This window comes from Mesocryomonas lacus, assembly GCF_055730105.2.
This window is the reverse complement of the sequence record NZ_JBUZWF020000004.1, coordinates 483,756-504,189: the sequence shown is the minus strand read 5'-3', so window position 1 is coordinate 504,189 and position 20,434 is coordinate 483,756. Positions and strand designations below refer to the sequence as shown.

At 66.7% G+C, this 20,434-nt stretch carries 17 protein-coding genes; 16 read left to right on the top strand and 1 reads right to left on the bottom strand.

Annotation, left to right across the window (positions count from 1 at the left end):
* Positions 1 to 31: 31 nt before the first annotated feature.
* The 7 genes from dusB to hflX all read left to right on the top strand — a co-directional run bounded on the left by dusB (position 32) and on the right by hflX (position 9,163).
* The gene (dusB, locus tag ACZLZQ_RS16595) at positions 32 to 1,033 is read left to right on the top strand and encodes a tRNA dihydrouridine synthase DusB (RefSeq protein ID WP_472950322.1); all 1,002 of its coding nucleotides are present in this window, start codon (positions 32 to 34) and stop codon (positions 1,031 to 1,033) included.
* A gap of 1 nt (position 1,034) precedes the next feature.
* Positions 1,035 to 2,162 (top strand): two-component system sensor histidine kinase NtrB, encoded by a 1,128-nt coding sequence (locus tag ACZLZQ_RS16590; RefSeq protein WP_472950320.1) that lies wholly within the window; start codon positions 1,035 to 1,037, stop codon positions 2,160 to 2,162.
* Between the two features lie 13 nt (positions 2,163 to 2,175).
* Positions 2,176 to 3,621, top strand: coding sequence for a nitrogen regulation protein NR(I) (gene ntrC, locus ACZLZQ_RS16585; protein ID WP_472950319.1), 1,446 nt, complete (start codon positions 2,176 to 2,178; stop codon positions 3,619 to 3,621).
* 90 nt (positions 3,622 to 3,711) lie between these two features.
* On the top strand, positions 3,712 to 5,955 hold the full coding sequence (locus ACZLZQ_RS16580; RefSeq protein ID WP_472950318.1) for a sensor histidine kinase NtrY-like: 2,244 nt from the start codon (positions 3,712 to 3,714) through the stop codon (positions 5,953 to 5,955).
* Entirely contained in the window at positions 5,955 to 7,319 is a 1,365-nt protein-coding gene (ntrX, locus tag ACZLZQ_RS16575) for a nitrogen assimilation response regulator NtrX (protein ID WP_472933348.1), read from the top strand. Before ACZLZQ_RS16580 ends, ntrX begins: the two co-directional genes overlap by 1 nt.
* 203 nt (positions 7,320 to 7,522) lie before the next feature.
* A complete protein-coding gene (gene hfq / locus ACZLZQ_RS16570) occupies positions 7,523 to 7,774 on the top strand; it encodes an RNA chaperone Hfq (protein ID WP_472933349.1) in 252 nt (83 codons plus the stop codon).
* On the top strand, positions 7,775 to 9,163 hold the full coding sequence (hflX, locus tag ACZLZQ_RS16565) for a GTPase HflX (protein ID WP_472950317.1): 1,389 nt from the start codon (positions 7,775 to 7,777) through the stop codon (positions 9,161 to 9,163).
* A 310-nt stretch (positions 9,164 to 9,473) separates the two neighbouring features.
* Here hflX and mazG read toward each other — a convergent pair whose 3' ends face one another.
* The gene (gene mazG / locus ACZLZQ_RS16560; RefSeq protein WP_472950316.1) at positions 9,474 to 10,340 is read right to left on the bottom strand and encodes a nucleoside triphosphate pyrophosphohydrolase; all 867 of its coding nucleotides are present in this window, start codon (positions 10,338 to 10,340) and stop codon (positions 9,474 to 9,476) included.
* A 259-nt stretch (positions 10,341 to 10,599) separates the two neighbouring features.
* On the opposite strand from mazG, the gene ACZLZQ_RS16555 reads away from it, so the two are divergent.
* The 9 genes from ACZLZQ_RS16555 (at position 10,600) to ACZLZQ_RS16515 (ending at position 20,379) form a co-directional block, all read left to right on the top strand.
* Complete coding sequence (locus ACZLZQ_RS16555) at positions 10,600 to 10,746, top strand: hypothetical protein (protein ID WP_472933352.1); 147 nt, start codon at positions 10,600 to 10,602, stop codon at positions 10,744 to 10,746.
* A 1-nt stretch (position 10,747) separates the two neighbouring features.
* Complete coding sequence (locus tag ACZLZQ_RS16550; RefSeq protein WP_472950315.1) at positions 10,748 to 11,641, top strand: NAD-dependent epimerase/dehydratase family protein; 894 nt, start codon at positions 10,748 to 10,750, stop codon at positions 11,639 to 11,641.
* A gap of 447 nt (positions 11,642 to 12,088) precedes the next feature.
* A complete protein-coding gene (locus ACZLZQ_RS16545) occupies positions 12,089 to 13,186 on the top strand; it encodes a serine hydrolase domain-containing protein (RefSeq protein WP_472950314.1) in 1,098 nt (365 codons plus the stop codon).
* A 77-nt stretch (positions 13,187 to 13,263) separates the two neighbouring features.
* Positions 13,264 to 14,268, top strand: a complete 1,005-nt coding sequence (locus ACZLZQ_RS16540; RefSeq protein WP_472950313.1) for an alpha/beta fold hydrolase — start codon at positions 13,264 to 13,266, stop codon at positions 14,266 to 14,268.
* Between the two features lie 298 nt (positions 14,269 to 14,566).
* A complete protein-coding gene (locus ACZLZQ_RS16535; RefSeq protein WP_472950312.1) occupies positions 14,567 to 15,451 on the top strand; it encodes a cytochrome c oxidase subunit II in 885 nt (294 codons plus the stop codon).
* Positions 15,448 to 18,021: a cytochrome c oxidase subunit I gene (gene ctaD / locus ACZLZQ_RS16530; protein WP_472950311.1), complete on the top strand. Its 2,574-nt coding sequence runs from the start codon at positions 15,448 to 15,450 to the stop codon at positions 18,019 to 18,021. The genes ACZLZQ_RS16535 and ctaD overlap by 4 nt, the downstream gene beginning before the upstream one ends.
* Positions 18,021 to 18,398, top strand: a complete 378-nt coding sequence (locus tag ACZLZQ_RS16525) for a hypothetical protein (RefSeq protein WP_472950310.1) — start codon at positions 18,021 to 18,023, stop codon at positions 18,396 to 18,398. Before ctaD ends, ACZLZQ_RS16525 begins: the two co-directional genes overlap by 1 nt.
* Positions 18,395 to 19,141 (top strand): cytochrome c oxidase assembly protein, encoded by a 747-nt coding sequence (locus ACZLZQ_RS16520; RefSeq protein ID WP_472950309.1) that lies wholly within the window; start codon positions 18,395 to 18,397, stop codon positions 19,139 to 19,141. The genes ACZLZQ_RS16525 and ACZLZQ_RS16520 overlap by 4 nt, the downstream gene beginning before the upstream one ends.
* Positions 19,138 to 20,379, top strand: coding sequence for a c-type cytochrome (locus ACZLZQ_RS16515; RefSeq protein WP_472950308.1), 1,242 nt, complete (start codon positions 19,138 to 19,140; stop codon positions 20,377 to 20,379). Before ACZLZQ_RS16520 ends, ACZLZQ_RS16515 begins: the two co-directional genes overlap by 4 nt.
* Positions 20,380 to 20,434 lie beyond the last annotated feature (55 nt).

The following is a 20,434-nucleotide window of genomic DNA, read 5'->3' as shown; positions in this document are numbered from 1 at the left end:
GGCGCGACCGACGCTGGCGATCGGCGCCGCCATGCCTTTGAACGCGGTGTTTTTGGCGCCCTTGTCGGGGATCACCGACGTGCCGTTCCGGCGCATCGCCCGGCGGCTCGGCGCCGGTCTCGTGGTTTCAGAGATGGTCGCGAGCGGTGAATTCGTCAAAGGCCTGCGGGAGAGTGCGCTGCGAGCGATGCACGACGGCGAGGGGCTGCACGTCGTGCAGCTCGCCGGGCGCAACCCGGTCTGGATGAAGGCTGCGGCCGAAAGGCTGGTCGATCTTGGCGCCGATATCATCGACATCAACATGGGCTGTCCGGCCCGCAAGGTGGTGGGCGGCCAGTCCGGCTCTGCGCTGATGCGCGAGCCCGACCTTGCGCTGTCGCTGGTCGAGGCGACCGTCGAGGGCGCCGGCGCCATTCCGGTGACGCTGAAGATGCGCCTCGGCTGGGACCACGAGACCATCAACTCGCCGGAACTCGCCGTCCGCGCGGAGTCCGCCGGCGTGAAGATGATCACCGTGCACGGCCGCACGCGCATGCAGTTCTACGAGGGCTCGGCCGATTGGTCGGCGATCTCGGCGGTGAAGGCGGCGGTCTCGGTGCCGGTGGTGGCCAATGGCGATCTGGTCGAGCTCGACCAGCAGGCGGCGATGCTCTCGGCCAGCGGGGCCGATGCGGTGATGATCGGCCGCGGCGCCTGCGGGCGTCCCTGGTTGCCGGGTCTTATGGCGGGCGCAGTTGGTCGCCGCGAGCTGGAAGCCATCGACTTCGCCGATCTCGTCGTCGAGCACTACGAGGCCATGCTCGAGCACTACGGCGCCTATACCGGCGTCCGCCACGCCCGCAAGCACCTCGGCTGGTATCTCGACCGCTTCGCGCTGGCGACCGGCGAGACGCTGGCCGCGGACCGCGCCGCGATCATGGCGACCGCCGAGCCGCCGGTGGCGATCAGCCTGATCCGCCAGCTTTTCGGCACTGCCAGCATCGCGGCCGTCGAGTTCGATTCCCCTGCCACCTGCCGGCGGGAGGCCGCCTGACGTGACCAAGACGACACCGTCCGAGCGCGAGCTTCGCATTCTCAACGCCTTGCCGCATCCGGTCATCGTGATCGACGCAAACGGCTATTTCGTCTTCGCCAATTCCGATGCCGAGCAGTTCTTCTCGGCCGGTGCCGCGCATCTCATGAAGCGCCAGCTGTCCGAGTTCATTCCGGCCGACAGCCCGTTGTTCGCGCTGATCGAGCAGGTGCGGCAGGAGAGGGCGCGGATCAGCGAGTACCGTGTCGACGTCTCCTCGCCCCGGCTCGGCGGCGAGCGTCTGGTCGATCTCTACGTCTCCATGCTGGTCGACGACCCCGACCACGTGGTGATCATGATCCAGCTGCGCTCGATCGCCGACAAGATGGACCGGCAGCTCACACACCGCTCGGCGGCGCGCTCGGTGACCGGCCTTGCCGCCATGCTGGCGCACGAGATCCGCAATCCTCTGTCCGGCATCAAGGGCGCCGCGCAGCTGCTGGAGACGGCGGCAAGCGACGAGGACCGGGTGCTGACGCAGCTGATCCAGGAAGAGAGCGACCGCATCGTCAAGCTGGTCGACCGCATGGAGGTGTTCTCCGACCAGCGGCCGATCGAACGCTCGGCCGTCAACATCCACTCCGTCCTCGAGCACGTTAAGACGTTGGCGCGAAGCGGCTTTGCCCGCGGTCTGAAGTTCAGCGAGGTCTACGACCCGTCGCTGCCCTTCGTCTTCGCCAACCGCGACCAGCTGGTGCAGGTGTTCCTGAACCTCGTGAAGAATGCCAGCGAGGCGATCGCCGGGCAGCCGGATGGCGAGATCAAGCTCTACACGGCCTTCCGGCCGGGCGTGCGCTTGTCGGTGCCCGGCACGAAGCAGCGGGTAACGCTGCCGCTCGAGTTCATCGTCGAGGACAATGGGCCGGGCGTGCCCGACGACATTCGCCAGAATATCTTCGACCCGTTCGTGACGACCAAGCCGAGCGGCTCGGGTCTTGGCCTTGCCCTCGTCGCCAAGATCATCGGCGACCATGGCGGCGTGATCGAATGCGAGTCGCAGCCGGGCCACACCATTTTCCGCGTGCTCATGCCGATGTGGCGCGAGACCGACGTGCCGACCGGCGCCGAACCGACGTTCCGCGACCAGTAAAGGACCAGATCTGATGGCCGCCCAAATCCTCGTCGCAGATGACGACGCCGCAATCCGCACCGTGATCTCGCAGGCGCTGATGCGCGCGGGCTACGAAGTCCGGGTGACGGCGAACATCGCGACGCTGTGGCGCTGGATCTCGGCGGGCGAGGGCGACCTCGTCATCACCGATGTGCTGATGCCCGACGGCAATGCCTTCGACGTCCTGCCGAAGATCAAGAACAGCCGGCCCGACCTGCCGGTGGTCGTGATGTCGGCGCAGAACACCTTCATGACCGCGATCAAGGCCTCTGAGAAGGGCGCCTACGACTACATTCCGAAGCCCTTCGACCTCACCGAGCTCGTCTCGATCGTCCGCCGGGCGCTGGCCGAACCCAAGGCGCAGCCGAACGGCGCCGCGCCCGAGGACGCCGGCGACAACATGCCGCTCGTCGGTCGCTCGCCGGCGATGCAGGACATCTACCGCGCCCTGGCGCGGATGATGCAGACCGACCTGACGGTGACGATCACCGGCGAATCCGGCACCGGCAAGGAGCTGGTAGCCCGGGCGCTGCACGATTACGGCCGCCGCCGGAAGGGCCCGTTCGTCGCGATCAACATGGCGGCGATCCCGCGCGACCTCATCGAGTCCGAGCTGTTCGGTCACGAGAAGGGCGCCTTCACCGGCGCGCAGGCGCGATCGAGCGGCCGCTTCGAGCAGGCCGAGGGCGGAACGCTGTTCCTCGACGAGATCGGCGACATGCCCATGGAGGCGCAGACGCGCCTGCTGCGGGTGCTGCAGCAAGGCGAGTACACCGTCGTCGGCGGCCGCACGCCGATCGCCACCGACGTGCGCATCGTGGCGGCGACCAACAAGGATTTGCGCCAGCTGATCAGCCGCGGGCTGTTCCGCGAGGACCTGTTCTACCGCCTCAACGTCGTGCCGCTGCGATTGCCGCCATTGCGCGAGCGCATCGAGGACCTGCCGGACCTCGCCCGCCACTTCTTCACCGAGGTGCAGAAGGAAAGCTTGCCGCGCAAGACGCTGAGCCAGGGTGCGCTCGACGTGATGCGGCGCTATCCGTGGCCAGGCAATGTGCGCGAGCTGGAAAACCTGATCCGCCGGTTGTCAGCGCTCTATCCGCAGGACGAGATTTCCGGCGAGCTGGTCGAGCACGAGCTCTCCAACGAATATACCCGCTCGCTCGACAGTGAGGGCGATGCCAACCGGCCGGTGGACCTTAGCGCCTCCGTCGAGCGCTACCTCTCTGACTATTTCTCGGGTTTCGGCGACCAGTTGCCGCCGCCGGGGCTGCACGGTCGCATTCTGCGGGAGGTGGAATATCCGCTGATTGCCGCAGCGTTGGCGGCAACCCGCGGAAACCAGGTGAAGGCGGCCGATCTTCTCGGCGTCAACCGCAACACGCTGCGGAAGAAAATCCGTGACCTCGACATCTCGGTGATCCGCTCGATCCGCTGAGAAAACCACGGCACTTTATCGTCATCACGTTGCATTTTGAACACATTACGTTGCAATCTGGCAACGTAATGCGGCTGCTGAAGCGACTCGATGACTGACCAGATGGCAACCCACGCGACCCCGCAAGCTGAGACGTTTTCGCGCGAGCGACGGCGCTTCATGCTCGTGCCCGGGGTGATCGCCGTCATCGGGGCGCTGGTGACGGGCGCCATCTCCTTCGTCATCCTGATGGGCCTGACGCCGATCGAGCCGACGGCCTTCGTCGTTCGCACGGCCTCGGTCGTCAACGGCGCCTTCGTGCTCGTCCTGTGTGGGCTGATCTGGCGCGAGGTCGCGCGGATGGCGCGGGCGCGGCGCCAAGGCAAGGCGGCGTCCCGCCTGCACGTTCGCATCGTGGTGCTCTTCGCCATCGTGGCGGCGCTGCCGGCCCTGCTGGTCGCGATCGTCGCCGGCATCACGCTCGACCTCGGCCTCGACCGCTGGTTCGAGATCCGCACCCGGGCGATCGTCGAATCCTCGGTCAGCGTGGCGCGCGCCTATGTCAACGAGAATGCGCGGAACCTGCAGGGCACGACGCTGTCGATGGCCTACGACCTCGATTCGCAGCGCCGGCTCTACGATCTCGACCGCACCGGGTTCCAGGGGCTTTTGACCGAACAGGCACGCGGCCGCTCGCTGGTCGGCGCGCAGCTTCTCAGCGGCGAGGGGACGCCGTTGCTGCGCGCCGACATTCCGGTCGAGCGGCCGCTGCCGGCGCCGCCGACCGATGCGCGAGAACAGGCCAAGCAGGGCAACCTCGTCTTCATCCCGCCGGGGGTGACCAATCTCGTCGGCGCCATCGTCAAGATGCGCACGCTCGGCGACGACATCTACCTCTACACCATCCGCGCCGTGGACCCGGACGTCCTGTCGGCACTGCGGCTGATGGAGGACCGTTCGGCGGAATATTCGAGCCTCCAGGGCAACCGCATCGGCACGCAGATCGCCTTCGCGCTGCTCTATCTCGGCATCACGCTGATCGTGCTGCTGTCGGCGATCTGGACCGGCATCGGCGTCGCCGATCGGCTGGTGCGGCCGATCCGCCTCCTGATCTCGGCGGCGGACGAGGTAACCGAAGGCAATCTCGACGTCTCGGTGCCGGTGCGCAATTCCGACGGCGACGTCGGCTCGCTGTCGAACACCTTCAACAACATGATCCAGCAGCTGCGCACCCAGCGCGGCGAACTGATCAACGCCAAGGACGTGATCGACGAGCGCCGCCGCTTCACCGAGGCGGTGCTGTCGGGCGTCACCGTCGGCGTCATGGGCGTCGAGGAGGACGGCACGATCTCGATGCTCAACCCCTCCGGCGAGCGGATCCTCGCCATCTCCTCGCAGAACGCCGTCGGCAAGACGCTGCGCGAGCTCTTCCCGCTGATCGCCCAGATCCACAGGGCGGCGAGCTCGTCGCGCAAGGCGGAGTACCAGGAAGAGATCAAGATGCGGACCCGCGAGCGCGAGCGCGTGCTGGCGATCCGAGTCACCTCGGAGGAGACCGTCGACCGGCATTCGAGCGTGGTGACCATCGACGACATCACCGACCTCGTCGATGCCCAGCGCTCGTCGGCCTGGGCGGATGTCGCCCGCCGAATCGCGCACGAGATCAAGAACCCGCTGACGCCGATCCAGCTGTCGGCCGAACGCATCCGCCGCCGTTACGGCAAGATGGTCGAGGGAGACCGCGAGGTCTTCGACCGCTGCGTCGACACCATCATCCGCCAGGTCTCCGACATCGGCCGGATGGTCGACGAGTTCTCGAGCTTTGCGCGGATGCCGAAGCCAAAAATGGAGGGCAGGGATCTCCGCGAGGCTTTGAAGGAAGCGGTCTTCATGCGCGAGATGGGCGATCACGGCATCACCTTCACCGCCGATTTCGGCGAGGTCCCGCTGAACGGCGTCTTCGACATCCGCATGCTCAGCCAGGCCTTCGGCAACCTCGTCAAGAACGCCGTCGAGGCGCTCGAGGGCGCGGAGGTCGCCGATGGCCAGATCCGCCTGCTCGCCTCTACCCAGAACGGTTTCCACCGCGTCGACATCATCGACAACGGCCCGGGCTTCCCGCACGAGGATCGAGATCGGCTGCTGGAGCCCTATATGACCACGCGCGAGAAGGGCACCGGGCTCGGCCTCGCGATCGTGCGCAAGATCATCGAAGAACATGGCGGGACGATCGAGCTCGACGACGCCCCGAACCAGGAACACGGCGCCATGGTGCGGATTCTTCTGCCGGCGTCGCCGCCGGCGGAGGAGCTCGCCGCGGCACCAGCACACCATGCAGAAAGGACAGGTAGCTGATGGCATCGGATATCCTGATCGTCGACGACGAAGCCGACATTCGCGAACTCGTCGCTGGCATCCTCGAGGATGAGGGCCACGAGACGCGGGTCGCGGGCAATTCGGACGCGGCGCTCCAGTCGATCGCCGACCGCGTGCCGCGGCTGGTCTTCCTCGACATCTGGCTGCAGGGCAGCCGGCTGGACGGGCTCGACCTCCTGGAGGCGATCAAGACCCAGCATCCAGAGGTGCCCGTGGTGATGATCTCCGGCCACGGCAACATCGAGACGGCGGTCTCGGCGATCCGCCGCGGCGCCTACGACTATATCGAGAAGCCGTTCAAGGCGGACCGCCTGATCCTTGTCGCCGAGCGGGCGCTGGAGACGTCCAAGCTGAAGCGCGAGGTCTCGGACCTCAGGCGCCGTTCGGCTGACTTTGCCGAGCTGATCGGCAAGTCGCATCCGATGAACCAGCTGCGCACGACGATCGAGCGCGTGGCACCGACCAACAGCCGGGTGATGATCCTCGGCGCCTCCGGTTCCGGCAAGGAGATGGTGGCGCGCGCCATTCATGCGGGGTCGAGCCGGGCCAAGGGACCGTTCGTCGCGATGAACGCGGCGGCGATCACCCCGGACCGGATGGAGGTCGAACTCTTCGGCACCGAGACGCCGCCGGGCGTCGAGCGCAAGGTCGGCGCCTTCGAGGAAGCCCATGGCGGTATCCTCTACCTCGACGAGGTCGGCGACATGCCGCGCGAGACGCAGAACAAGATCCTGCGCGTCCTGACCGAGCAGACCTTCGAGCGGGTCGGCGGCACCAAGCGGGTGAAGGTCGACGTGCGCATCGTCTCCTCGACGGCACAGAATTTGGAATCGATGATCGCCGAGGGCAGTTTTCGCGAGGATCTCTACCACCGGCTCTCGGTCGTCCCGATCCTCGTGCCGCCGCTCTCGGAGCGCCGCGCCGATATTCCGATGCTGATCGAGGCTTTCATGAAGCAGGTCGGCGAGCAGACCGGCATCAAGCCGCGCGAGATCAGCCCGGAGGCGATGGCCGTGCTGCAGTCGAGCGACTGGCCGGGCAACATCCGGCAGCTCCGCAACAATGTCGAACGCCTGATGATCCTGTCGCGCGAGGGCGACGAGGGCGCGACGATCTCGGCCGACATGCTGCCGAACGAGGTCGGCGACATGCTCCCGCGCACGCCCAGCCAGTCCGATGGCCGCATTCTCGCGCTGCCGCTGCGCGACGCCCGCGAGGTGTTCGAGAAGGAATACCTGATGGCGCAGATCAACCGGTTCGGCGGCAACATCTCGCGCACCGCCGAATTCGTCGGCATGGAGCGCTCGGCCTTACACCGCAAGCTGAAATCGCTGGGAATCTGAGCCTTGCAGCGGACACCTGGTAGCGTGCCGAAAGGGTGCTCGCCTTGCCCTGTTTTGCGGCAATCCGGCCAGTTGCTTCGCTGTTGACGGAAGTGCTATTTGATGGGCCGCCGGTGCCGGTTTTCCCGGACGGTCGGTAGATACGAGCCGCGATAGCCCGGGCAACGTCCCGGGTTCCGCCAAGAAGAAAATAGGAACGCACCATGGCCGACCGCTTGCAGAACCTGCAGGACGTCTTTCTCAACACCGTCCGCAAGCAGAAGATTTCGCTGACGATCTTTCTCGTCAACGGCGTCAAGCTGACCGGCGTCGTGACCTCCTTCGACAATTTCTGCGTCCTCCTGCGCCGCGACGGGCACTCGCAGCTCGTCTACAAGCATGCGATCTCGACGATCATGCCGTCGCAGCCGGTGCACATGTTCGAAGGCGGCGATGAGCCGGCAGGGCAAGCCTGATTGACCGAGCACGAGGAAGCCCGTCCGAAGGGCCCGATCGACCATAAGGTCATCGCCACCAAAGCCGCGGTCTTTGTGCCGGTGCTGAAGCGGGTGCAGGCAGCCGAGGACGCCTCGAATGCTGCGTCCGATGTCGTGCGCCGCTCGCCGGAGCAGCGGCTGGAGGAGGCTTCTGGTCTTGCCGCCGCGATCGATCTCGACATAGTTGCCCGCGGCATCATCCAGGTCTCGCGCACGCGGCCTGCGACGCTGGTCGGCTCTGGCAAGGTCGAGGAGATGAAGGCGATCGTGGCGGCCGAGGAGATCGGCCTCGTCATCGTCGACCATCCGCTGACCCCGGTGCAGCAGCGCAATCTCGAGAAGGAGCTGGGCACCAAGGTCATCGACCGGACCGGCCTGATCCTCGAGATCTTCGGCCGTCGCGCGCGCACCAAGGAAGGCCGGCTGCAGGTCGACCTCGCCCATCTCAACTACCAGAAGGGCCGTCTCGTGCGGTCCTGGACGCATCTGGAGCGCCAGCGCGGCGGTGCCGGCTTCCTCGGCGGTCCCGGCGAGACGCAGATCGAATCCGATCGCCGTCAACTGCAGGAGAAGATCAAGCGGCTGGAGAAGGAGCTGGAGGGCGTCGTGCGCACGCGCACGCTGCACCGCTCCAAGCGCAAGAAGGCGCCGCACCCGGTGATCGCGCTCGTTGGCTACACCAATGCCGGCAAGTCGACGCTTTTCAACACCATCACCGGCGCCGGCGTGCTGGCGCAGGACCTCCTGTTCGCGACCCTCGACCCGACATTGCGCCGCATCACGCTGCCGCACGGCACCGAGGTCATCATGTCGGACACGGTGGGCTTCATCTCGGACCTGCCGACGCACCTCGTCGCCGCCTTCCGCGCGACGCTGGAAGAGGTGATCGAGGCCGAGCTGGTGCTGCATGTCCGCGACATGTCGGATCCCGATGCGTCGGCGCAGGCCGGTGACGTCAACAAGATCCTGTCCGACCTCGGCATCGACACCTCGGACGTCGACCACGTGATCGAGATCTGGAACAAGGTCGACCTGCTCGACGAGAGTGCACTGCTGCAGCTGAAGACCGCGTCCGACCGCCAGGCGACCGGGCAGGGCATCCACATGCTCTCGGCGCTGACCGGCGAGGGCGTCCCGGCCCTCCTCACCGACCTCGAGGCCCGCATTGCCGGTCTGCCGTCGGACCTGACGCTGGCGATCCCAGCGGATGCAATGACGCTGATCCCTTGGATCTACGAGAACACGGCCGTCCAGGACCGCGAGGACCTCGAGGATGGCGGCGTCGAGCTGACGGTGCAGATGACGACGCAGGCCCGCAAGGAACTGGTGCGGCGTTCGGAGCGGTATCCGGGGCTGAAGATTAGCTGAGGGTGGCGCCGGCTTCGGAGAGGACGGCGTAGTCTTGACTCCACCGGCAGATCATCGTCATCCCGGACTTGATCCGGGATCCATTCCTCTCCCTTTCGGCCGACGCTCCGCTGTCGAAAGGGAGTGTCCCACGTATGTTCAACGGTTTGGAATGGATCCCGGATCAAGTCCGGGATGACGAAGCGGACGGGTTGGCGCCCGTCGCATTGAAGCGCTGAACATCGTTGCCTCTCCGCTCTGCGCCTCTAGGCTCTGCTGCTCTCGGCTCTCGGCTCTCTCGCTTCCCGCTGAACGCCAGACCAGCCACCCCTCAACCCGCTGCCGCCGCCGTTTTCGCCTCCACCCACAGCGCCTCCATCTCATCCAGCGCCGCCGCCTCGAGGCTGCTGCCGGCGGCCGTCACCCGGCGCTCGATATGGTCGAAGCGCGTCCGGAATTTTCGCACGCAGCGGCGGAGGGCTTTTTCCGGGTCGACGCCGTGGAAGCGGGCGAGGTTGACGAGGGTGAAGAGGAGGTCGCCGAACTCGTCCTCCATCGCGTCGGTGTCGTTTGCCGCCAAGGCGGCATCGAACTCGGCGAGTTCCTCCTCGATCTTGGCGTGGATCGGCGCGGCGGCGTCCCAGTCGAAGCCGACGCGGGCGGCCTTTTGCTGCACCTTCAGGGCCAAGGTCAGCGCGGGAAAGGCCGAGGGCACGCTGTCGAGGAGCAGCGGCGCATGGACCGTCGCCGCGGTGCCCGCCCAGTCGCGGACGGTGCCGCCAGCTTCCGCCAGCGCCGCCTTGCGCGCGGCTTTCTCAGCCCGTTCCTCGCTCTTGATCCGCTCCCACTGGCCCTTGGCGGAGCGAGCGCTGCGGGCGACGGCATCGCCGAAGACGTGTGGATGGCGCCGGATCATCTTGGTGGTGATGCCCTCGACGATATCCTCGAAGCTGAAAAGACCAGCCGCTTCGGCAAGCTGAGCGTGATAGACGACCTGCAGCAGGAGATCGCCGAGCTCCTCCTTGAGGTCCTCGGCATCGCGTCGCTCGATCGCGTCGGAGACCTCGTAGGCTTCCTCGATCGTGTAGGGCGCGATGGTTTCGAAGGACTGCTCGATGTCCCAGGGACAGCCGTCCACGGGATCGCGCAGCGCCCGCATGATCTCGATCAGTCTCGTGACGTCGCGCGCTGGCTGCATGGGATCTCCGATAGCTCTTGCCACCGAAGCTCTGTCACAGATACGCGCGGGATCGAAGCCCGGATCGGCCGGAAATGCGCGTGCCGTCTTCCTCAGGGCACGGCTTGCCCTGTGCACCAGACAATGCAGCCGTTTTCCTTTTCCATCGGGATGGATGCCACGGGCGTGCTGCCGCCCTATACCCGGATCATTCCGGCGTCCTCGTGCCGGCGGAAAGCCGATTTGAAGGCGTGACGACTTAGCTTCGGCGGAGGATCACGTGACAGCCTTGGGAGAGCAGATGGACATGGGAAAATGGGAAGGCATGGTGACCGCGGTCACCGGCGGCGCAAGGGGCGTCTGCGACTGGGTGCTGTCGGAGCGGCTGCTTTTGGCGGTGTTTCCGGTGCCGGCGAAGGTCGTCTGAGATGGCGTTTGGTGAGAAGGGCATACGGGTTCTCGTCACCGGCGCGGGCGGCGGCCTTGGCCGCAAGCTGATCGCCCATTTGCTGGAGACCGACTGGTGCGCGGGCGTCTCCGCCGTCGATCTCGTCCCGCCGATCGGTATCGGCGGTTCCCGGGTGCAGCCGGTCGCCGCCGATCTCCTCGACCGCAGCGGCGCGTGGGTCGCCGCCATGGCGGAATGCGACGCGGTCGTGCATTTCGCGGCGCAGAACCCGCACACCGATGCGAGCTGGGCGGATGCAGCGGCCTCGATGGACATGACGCTGTCGGTGTTCGACGCCGCTGCGGCCGCCGGTGTTCAGCGCGTCGTCTTCGCCTCCTCGAACCACGTCATGGGCGGCTACAAGGACGAACCGCTGGCGCAGCCCGATGCGGGGTTCCTGACGACCGATCTGCCACCAGGCGTCGGGACACGCTGGGAGACCGGCGGCGGCTGGATGGATTCAACGCCCTATGCCACCGCCAAGCTGGCGGGCGAGCGGGCGCTCGTCGCCGTTTCGGCGCGCACACCGGCGCTGACGGGCGTTGCTGTGCGGATCGGCTGGGTGCTGCCCGGCGAGAACCGGCCCGAGGGCATCAGCCTGTCCGGCGACGTCGCCTTCACCGCCGCGAGCGAGCCGGAGGATGCCGAGGGTCGGCGCGACCTCAAATGGTACAGAAACATGTGGCTGTCGAACCGCGACTTCGCCGCGCTGTTCGAGGCCGCGATCCGAGCGCCGGCTGAGGGCTGGCCGGCACGCTCGATCACCGTCAACGGCACCTCGGACAACCGCGGCATGGGCTGGGACCTGACGACCGCCCGGCAGCTTTTGGGCTATCGACCCTCCGACGATCTCTACGCCGCGCTGGGGATGTAGGACGAGCGTTTCGGCACAGCCTGCAGACCGGACGCATCGTTGTTGCCAGGATGGCGGGACAGAGAATACGACCTCTCTGTTCCGCCGTGTGCCTGAACGGTCTCGAGATTTCCAGCAGGGGACAGCATGGCGGCATCCTCTAAAGACGTGCCCGTTTCCGCCAATCCAAAAGTTGCATAAGATAGATTATGGAACCAATCTGATCCCGTTGGGGTGGGGTTTGGGTGAAATGCACTGTTGGCCAGAGCCGAATAGCGCGTCACCCTTCTCCGCTCTCCCATCTGCGCTGCTGGTTGGGCTGGCTGACGAGTGCTACGGCGGTCGACACACTGCGGTGCCAATGATGAAGATACCGCACCGGATCCTTTGATGGGCTGAGACCGACCTGGTGATCACCAACCGGTGACGGCGGTTTTCATTCGTCCGGCCCCGCACCAGCTAGGACCCATGAGAGAACCCGCATCCCCGTCCCATTCAGCACTGTCGCTGTTCCTCACTGCTTGCCTTGCAGCGACAGCGGCAACGGTCCTGCCAACGCCTGTGCGCGCCACGCCGGTACTGGTCGAGCCTAACGCGACAGCGCAGCTTGCGGGTGCGGTCGAAGTGGCGCGTCGGCTAAAGCCGCTCAATACGCTGCAGGTGTCGTTCGGCGGCAAGCTTCTCGTCGACAAAGGTTTTCGCGGTCACCGGACGGGCGCGCCGACCAACATCAAGTCCGCGTCGAAGTCGGTGGTCTCGGCGCTGGTCGGCATCGCCATCGACAAGGGATTGCTGACCGGCACGGACCAGAAGATCGCGCCGCTCCTGAAGGACAAGCTGCCACGGGATGCCGATCCGCGTCTTGGCACGGTGACGATCGGCCACCTCCTGTCGATGCAGGCCGGCCTCGAGCGGACGTCGGGGCCGAACTATGGCGCCTGGATTTCCAGCAGGGACTGGGTCCGTTCCGCGCTCGCCGCGCCGTTCGTCGACGAGCCCGGCGGCGCAATGCTCTACTCGACGGGATCGACGCATCTCCTGTCGGCCATCCTCACCCGCGTCAGCGGCCGTAGCACGCTCGCTCTGGCCCGCGACTGGCTGGGAAAGCCGGCTGGCGTTGTGATCACAGCGTGGGACCGGGACCCGCAAGGCATCTATCTCGGCGGCAACCAGATGGCGATGACGCCGACATCGCTGCTGGCTTTCGGCGAGCTCTACCGCAATGGCGGCCGAAGCCGCGATGGCGAGCAGGTCATCCCGGCGGCCTGGATCGCGCAGTCGTGGCAGCCGCGCACGCGGTCGCGTTTTTCCGGTGAAGACTATGGCTATGGCTGGTTCACCGCCGATTTCGGCGGCCATGTCGGTCACTACGGCTGGGGATATGGCGGCCAAATGATCTATGTCGTTCCGGACCTTGCTTTGACCGTCGCGATCACCTCGGACGAGAACGCACCATCCGCCCGGACCGGCTACAAGGAAGATTTGCACCGTCTGGTCTCGGAGCAGATCGTACCGGCCGTCGAGGCCGCCCAGGCTGCCGAGGTTGCGCCGAAGCCGGAGGGCTAGACCCCGCGACCCGTTCTTCCTGCGCCGCCGCTTTGCCGTGCCGCGTCCTGCTCAACCCCTTCCGGAGCCACTCCACGATGAAGCGTCACCTTCTTGCTCTCCCGCTGGTCGCGATCCTCACGGCGATGCCTGGTCCCGCGTCTGCCGATGCGCTGCTGTCGGATTTTACCTATCCCCATGCCGTCGAGCGGTTCGATTTCGTCTCTCAAGGCCAGGCGATGACGATGGCCTATATGGACGTCGCGCCTGCATCGCCGAACGGCCAGACGGTCGTCCTCCTGCACGGCAAGAATTTCTGCGGCGCGACGTTCGAGGGCCAGATCGTGGCGCTGAACGCTGCCGGCTACCGCGTGATCGCGCCGGACCAGATCGGTTTCTGCAAGTCCTCCAAGCCGATGGGCTACCAGTACGGCTTCCATCAGCTGGCGGCCAACACGCATGCGCTGCTGGCCCGGCTCGATGTCGAGAAGCCCGTCATCCTCGGCCATTCCATGGGCGGCATGCTCGCCGCGCGCTATGCACTGATGTATGGCGAGGACGTCGGCGGTCTGGTGCTGGTCAACCCGATCGGGCTCGAGGACTGGCGGGCCAAGGGCGTTCCCGAGATCACCGTGGACGCGCTGTTTGCCGAGGAGAAGCGCAGCGATGCGGCTTCGATGAAGGCCTATCAGCAGGCGACCTATTATGCCGGCACCTGGAAGCCGGACTATGATCGCTGGGTCGACATGCTGGCCTCGATGTATGCCGGCGACGGCGGCGAGATCGTCGCCTGGGCCCAGGCGCTGACGTCGGACATGGTATTAAACCAGCCGGTCGTGCACGAGTTCGGCAATATCGACGTTCCAACCGCGCTGTTGATCGGCGAGAAGGACAACACGGCCATCGGCAAGAACCGGGCGAGCGATGCGCTGAAAGCAAATCTCGGCGACTACAAGGCTCTCGGGGCGGCCGCCGCGACTGCCATTCCCGGCGCGACACTGGTGACGTTTTCGGACCTTGGACACTCGCCGCAGGTACAGGCCCCCGAGCGTTTCAATGCAGCGTTGATGGAAGTCCTGAAAGGCTGGAATAAGGCGCGGTGAAGGTGCGTTTGACGCAAATGTGATCAGACGCCTTCACGCGTTCTCAGCTACCTCCATCCGCGACAATGTTGCGCACCCTTCGAGGCGAATCCTGGAGGGCGGCGCAGCCGACGGATAGGACGAGACGCTGAATTACGCCTGTGCCCCCTCTTCGACGATACCCCGTGGGCGGCTCTGTCCCGCTGCCTGGAGGAGGGCGACCACCCTTCCCGCCATCGCTGGCCTCACGGTGCTGGGTGGATGCACGGGCGAGCAGTCGACTTTCAACACGGCGGGCACGGAGGCCAGCAGCGTCCTGATGCTGTTCTGGGTCATGCTGGCCGGCGCGACGCTTATCTGGCTGATCGTCGTCGGGATCTCGGTCTACGTCACCAAGGTCAAGCCCGGTCGGCACAGCGACAAGGCCGGCGTGCGCCTGATCGTCTGGGGCGGCTGCATCTTTCCCGTGGTGACGCTCGGCGCCCTCCTCTATTTCGGCCTGGCGATGATGCCGGGCCTGCGCGGCAAGGCCGACGGTCCGATCATCGCCGTCTCCGGCGAGCGGTTCTGGTGGCGGGTCAATTACGAAGTCGAGGGGACGCCGGGTGTCGCCAAGTCGCTGCCGAAGGGCGGCATCGAGAGCGCCAACGAACTCTATCTGCCAATCGGCAAGCGCTCGGAGATCCTGATCGGCAGCCCCGATGTGATCCACTCCTTCTGGGTGCCCTCGATCGCCGGCAAGACCGATGCGATCCCGGGCCGTGTCAACCGGCTGGTGCTCGAGCCGACCCGGCTCGGCGTCTACAACGGTGTCTGCGCGGAGTTCTGCGGCGAGGCGCACGCTCAGATGGGGTTCCGGGTCGTCGTCGTCTCCGAAGCCGACTACGCCGCGCGGGTGGCCGCGGAAGCTCAGCCGGCGGTGGTCCTCGATCATCCCGGTCGGTCGCTGTTCATGCAGAACGGCTGCGACGCCTGCCATGCCGTGCGCGGGACGGAGGCGAAGGGTGCAGTCGGACCCGACCTCACCCATCTCGGCAGCCGCAAGACGCTGGGTGCCGGGCTGCTCCCGGTGACGGCGGAGAACATTTCGCGCTTCGTGCGCGAGACCAACCATACCAAGCCCGGCGTCGAAATGCCGGCCTTCAGCACCCTGTCCGAGGCCGACGCCGCGGCGATCGCCGCCTGGCTCGGAGACCTGACATGAGCGACGCCAAGAAGGCCGCCCTCGCCGCCGTTGGCTCCGGACTGCCGGAAACCGAGGCCGACATCCTTCGCCGGAAGGCGCAGGAGGAACGGCTCGAGAAGACCTGGGACTCGCCGAAGGGCTGGCGCTACTGGTCCGACGTCAACAATACCGAGATCGGCATCTGGTACACCGCGACGGCCTTCGCCTTCATGCTGTTCGCCGGCGTGCTCGGGCTGATGATCCGCGTCCAGCTCGCGGTCCCCGACAACGACTTCCTGACGGCCGCCTTCTACAACCAGGTCTATACCCTGCACGGCACGGCGATGATGTTCCTGTTCGCCGTCCCGATCTTCGAGGCGGTGGCGATCATCATCCTGCCGCAGATGCTGGGCGCGCGCGACCTCCCCTTCCCCCGGCTTTCGGCCTTCGGCTACTGGTGCTTCCTGATCGGCGGCATCTTCGTCTGCGGCTCGCTGTTCTTCAACTCGGCACCGAATTCCGGCTGGTTCATGTACCCGCCGCTGACCACCGAGGAGCGGTTCACGCCGGGCTACGGCGCCGACATCTGGCTGCTCGGCCTCTCCTTCATCGAGATCGCCTCGATCGCGGCCGCCGTCGAGCTGATCGTCGGCACGCTGAAGTGCCGGCCGCCGGGCATGCGGCTGAACCTGATGCCGCTCTACGGCTGGTACGTGCTGGTCGTCGCCACGATGATCCTCTTCGCCTTCCCGCCGCTGATCGCCGGCGACATCCTGTTCGAGCTGGAGCGCCTGTTCGACTGGCCGTTCTTCGATCCGTCGCGCGGCGGCGATCCGATGCTCTGGCAGCACCTGTTCTGGATCTTCGGCCATCCGGAGGTCTACATCGTCTTCCTGCCGGCGATCGCGCTCCTCGCGATGATCGTGCCGACCTTCGCGCAGCGCTCGCTGCTCGGCTATTCCTGGATCGTGCTGGCCGCCGTCGGCACCGGCTTCCTGTCTTTCGGCCTGTGGGTCCACCACATGTTCACGACGGGCTTGCCGGGCATTTCGCTCGGCTTTTTCTCCGCCGCCTCCGAGGCGGTGGCGATCCCGACCGGTGTCCAGATCTTCGTCTTCCTCGCAACGCTGATGACCGGCCGGGTGATCTACTCGATCCCGATGCTCTTCGTCTCCGGGGCGCTGGCGATCTTCGTCCTCGGCGGGCTGACCGGCGTGATGGTGGCGCTCGCCCCGTTCGACTGGCAGGCGCACGACACTTATTTCATCGTCGGGCACCTTCACTACGTGCTGATCGGCGGCATGCTGTTTCCGCTGGTCGCCGGCGCCTACTACTACTTCCCGCTGGCTTTCGGCCGCCAGCTGTCGGCAAAGCTCGGGCGCTGGGCGTTCTGGCTGATGTTCGTCGGCTTCAATACCGCCTTCCTGCCGATGCACTGGTCGGGCCTCGTGGGAATGCCGCGCAGGGTCTGGACTTATCCGGAAGCCCTCGGGCTCGGCACCGCCAACATGATCTCCTCGGTCGGCGCCTTCATCTTCGCCGCCGGCTTCCTGGTCGTGGTGTTCGACGTGCTCCGGCCCCGCGGCAAGGAGCCCTATGCCAAGCGCAATCCCTGGAATGCCGGGACGCTGGAATGGCTGGCGGAGATGCCGGGCAAGCCCTGGGGCGTGCGGACGGTGCCGATCATCACCACGCGCTATCCGATCTGGGAGCAGGAGAACTTCGTCGCCGACTACGATGCCGGCCGCTTCTACATGCCCGACGCCGAGGAGATGAAGCGCGAGACCATGGTGACGGGCGTTCTCGACGCCGAGCCGATCCAGGTGCTGCGCGTGCCCGGCCCGAGCTTTATGCCGATGATCGCCGCCTTTGTCACCGGGGCGATGTTCATTCTTGCCACCTTCCACTACTGGACGGCGACGCTCATCACCCTCGCCCTCAGCATCGCCTCGATCCTCGTCTGGCTCTGGCGCGGCACCTCCTTCATCCCGGAAAAGCCGGAGAAGGATGTGGGGCTCGGCCTGACGCTGCCGCTCTATGCTTCCGGTCCGGCCTCGGCATCCTGGTGGGCGATGTTCATCACCATGACCGGTGACGCCACCGCCTTCTTCAGCCTGGTGTTCGGCTACTTCTTCTTCTTCACCATCCACACCGACTTCCCGCCGACCGGCGTCGAGGGACCGGGGCTCTTGTGGCCCGCCGTCTCCCTGGTGCTGTTCGCGCTCGCCTGGGGCGGGGCGCGGATCGCCCTTCCCCTCAACCGCTCGGGCCGGGTCTCCGAGGCGCGGCTCGCCATGGCGGCAGGCGGCGTGCTGGCGATCGCGGCGGGCGGGGCGCTGCTCTGGGCGCCCTATACGACGGGCCTCGAGCCGAGCGTCCACGTCTATCCCGCGATCGTCTGGACGCTCTGCATCTGGACGGCGGTGCATGCCGCGGTCGGCGCCTTGATGCTGTTCTACTGCCTCGCCCGCTCGCTGCGCGGGCTGCTGACCCCGGTCTACGACATCGATATCCACAATGTCGCGCTGTACTGGCACTTCATGGGCGTCACCGCTTTGGTCACGCTGACGACGATCGCGCTCTTCCCGCTGGCTGCGGGAGGCAGCTGATGGACCTCAAGAACCAGACCCGGGACACGCTGTGGACGCTGATCGCCACGCCGACGATCTGGGCGCTGCATTTCCTGTTCTGCTACGTCGTCGCGGCGTCTCAATGTGCGCCGAACAGCCAGGTCTTCGAGACGATCGAGGAGAGCCGCATCGCCATTGCCGTTGTGACCCTTGTCTCGCTCGGCATCATCGCCGTGATCGGTGTTCGCGCCTACCATGAATGGCGGAACAACGCGGGAAGCTTCCCGCACAGCGAGGACACGGCCGAGGACCGCGAGCGCTTCCTGGAGTTCTCCAGCCTGCTCTTGGCCGCCCTGTCCTTCATCGCCGTGATCTTCGTCGCGCTGCCGGCGCTCGTCTTCGTGGATTGCCGGTGACCACGCTCCGCGCACCCGCCCCGGTGAAAGCCAACGCTTCCGACGGCGTGCCCAGCGCCTTTCGCCTCTGGCCGTTGTTCCTGGGCTTTGCGCTGCTGGCGGCGCTCTGGCTCGGGCCCTTGCCGGAGCGCTCGCGCGGCTCGTTCGCGGCGCACATGGTGGTGCACATGGGGATCGTCGCGGTGGCGGCGCCGCTGCTGGTGCTCGGCCTGTCCCGCCTCTGGCCGGCGGCGCTGAAGGGCGTGCCGCCGAAACTGGCGCTCGCCGCCTCTTTTGCCGAATTCGCGCTGGTCTGGGGCTGGCACGCGCCCGCGCTGCACAATGCCGCGCGAGTCTCGGCGCCGCTGTTCCTCGCCGAGCAGGCGTCGTTTCTTGGCGCCGGGCTCTTTGTCTGGATGACGGCGCTCGGTGCGGCCTCGGGACCGCATCGCCTGGCGGCCCGGGCCGCGGGGGTCGCGGCCCTCCTGGTGACATCCATGCACATGACGCTGCTCGGCGCCTTGCTGCTGTTTTCGCCCCGGCCGCTTTACGCCTGTGCCGATCTCTGCGCGCCAGCGGCGTCGATGACGCCGCTGCAGGATCAGGCGCTCGGCGGGGTCATCATGCTGCTGGTGGGCGGCGCGAGCTACCTTGCCGGCGGCCTCGCGCTTCTGTCCACCGTGCTGCGCGGTCCCGCGGGCACCGAACCGTCCGCAGCCTTTGCCGGCGTTGCATCGCCCAGCCGACCGGGAGCCGGTGCATGAAGATCGCCTTTACCCTCACCTGGAAGAAGCTCGTCGCACTGGCCGCCGCGGGCGTTTTTGCGGCCCTTGTTGTCGGCTGGTCCGGCTTCGTCTCGATCGCCGCCTCGTCGGGCCACTTCGCGCCGGTCAGCTGGTTTCTGCACTGGACGATGCGCAATGCGGTGGTGACGCAAGCTTCAGGGATCGAGGTTCCTTCCGACGTCAACCTCGACGACCCCGCCCTCGTCCAGCGCGCGGCCGGGCACTTCGCTACCGACTGCGCCTTCTGCCACGGGGCGCCGGGTGTCGAGCAGTCGCCGGTGACGCAGGCGATGATGCCGCCGCCGCCGCGGCTGGAGCGGCAAGTGGGCCGTTGGCGCGACCGCGAGTTGTTCTGGATTGGCCAACACGGGATCAAGTATTCCGGCATGCCGGCCTGGGTCACGCAGGAACGCCCGGACGAGGTCTGGGCGATGGTCGCCTTCCTGCGCGCCCTCCCCGCGCTGTCGCCCGAACAATTCGCCGACATGGCCCTCGGCGGTTCGGCATCCCGCCCGATGCCGCGTCCCGGCGACGCCGTGTCGGCACTGGCCGACTGCGCGCGCTGCCATGGCGAAAGCGGCCGTGGCGCGGCTAATGCCGCAGGTGCCGCGGCCGGCGCGGTGCCGATCATCGCCGGACAGCCGGAGGCCTACCTTTTCGCCACCTTGCGTGCCTTCGCCAGCGGCACCCGTCACAGCGGCTATATGCAAGGACCGGCCAAGCGCTACGACGACGCCGTTCTCGCCGAACTCGCCCGGCACTACGCGGCGCAACCCGCGGGCGGCTCGGACGGGGGGATTGCAAAGGCCGGAGCGGAAACCTCGGCGGCGCTGCCGGCGCCCGCAGAGCCCGGCTCGGCGCTGGCCCGCACACGGACGGCACTGGCCAAGACCGTGCCGGACTCCGCGGCCTACGGCGCGCCGTACGATCAGGCCGGGCTCGTCGACCTCGGTCGGCGCATCGCCATGGAGGGACTGCCCGAGCGCAAGCTGCCCTCCTGCGACAGCTGTCACGGCCGCAGCGCGGATGCGGTGCGCTATCCCTATCTGGCGGGTCAGCCCGCCTGGTACACCGCGACGCATCTTGAGCTCTGGCGCGACGACAAGCGCGGCGGGACGGCGGATGCGCATCTGATGGACAAGATCGCCATCCACCTGACCGACGAGCAGATCGCTGCGGTTGCCGCCTGGTATGCCTCGCTGCCCGCCGGACGGTAAGCGCAGGTGAGTTGAGGCTTGGCTGCGCTGTCGCTGTCTTGGACGGCGCGGTCGG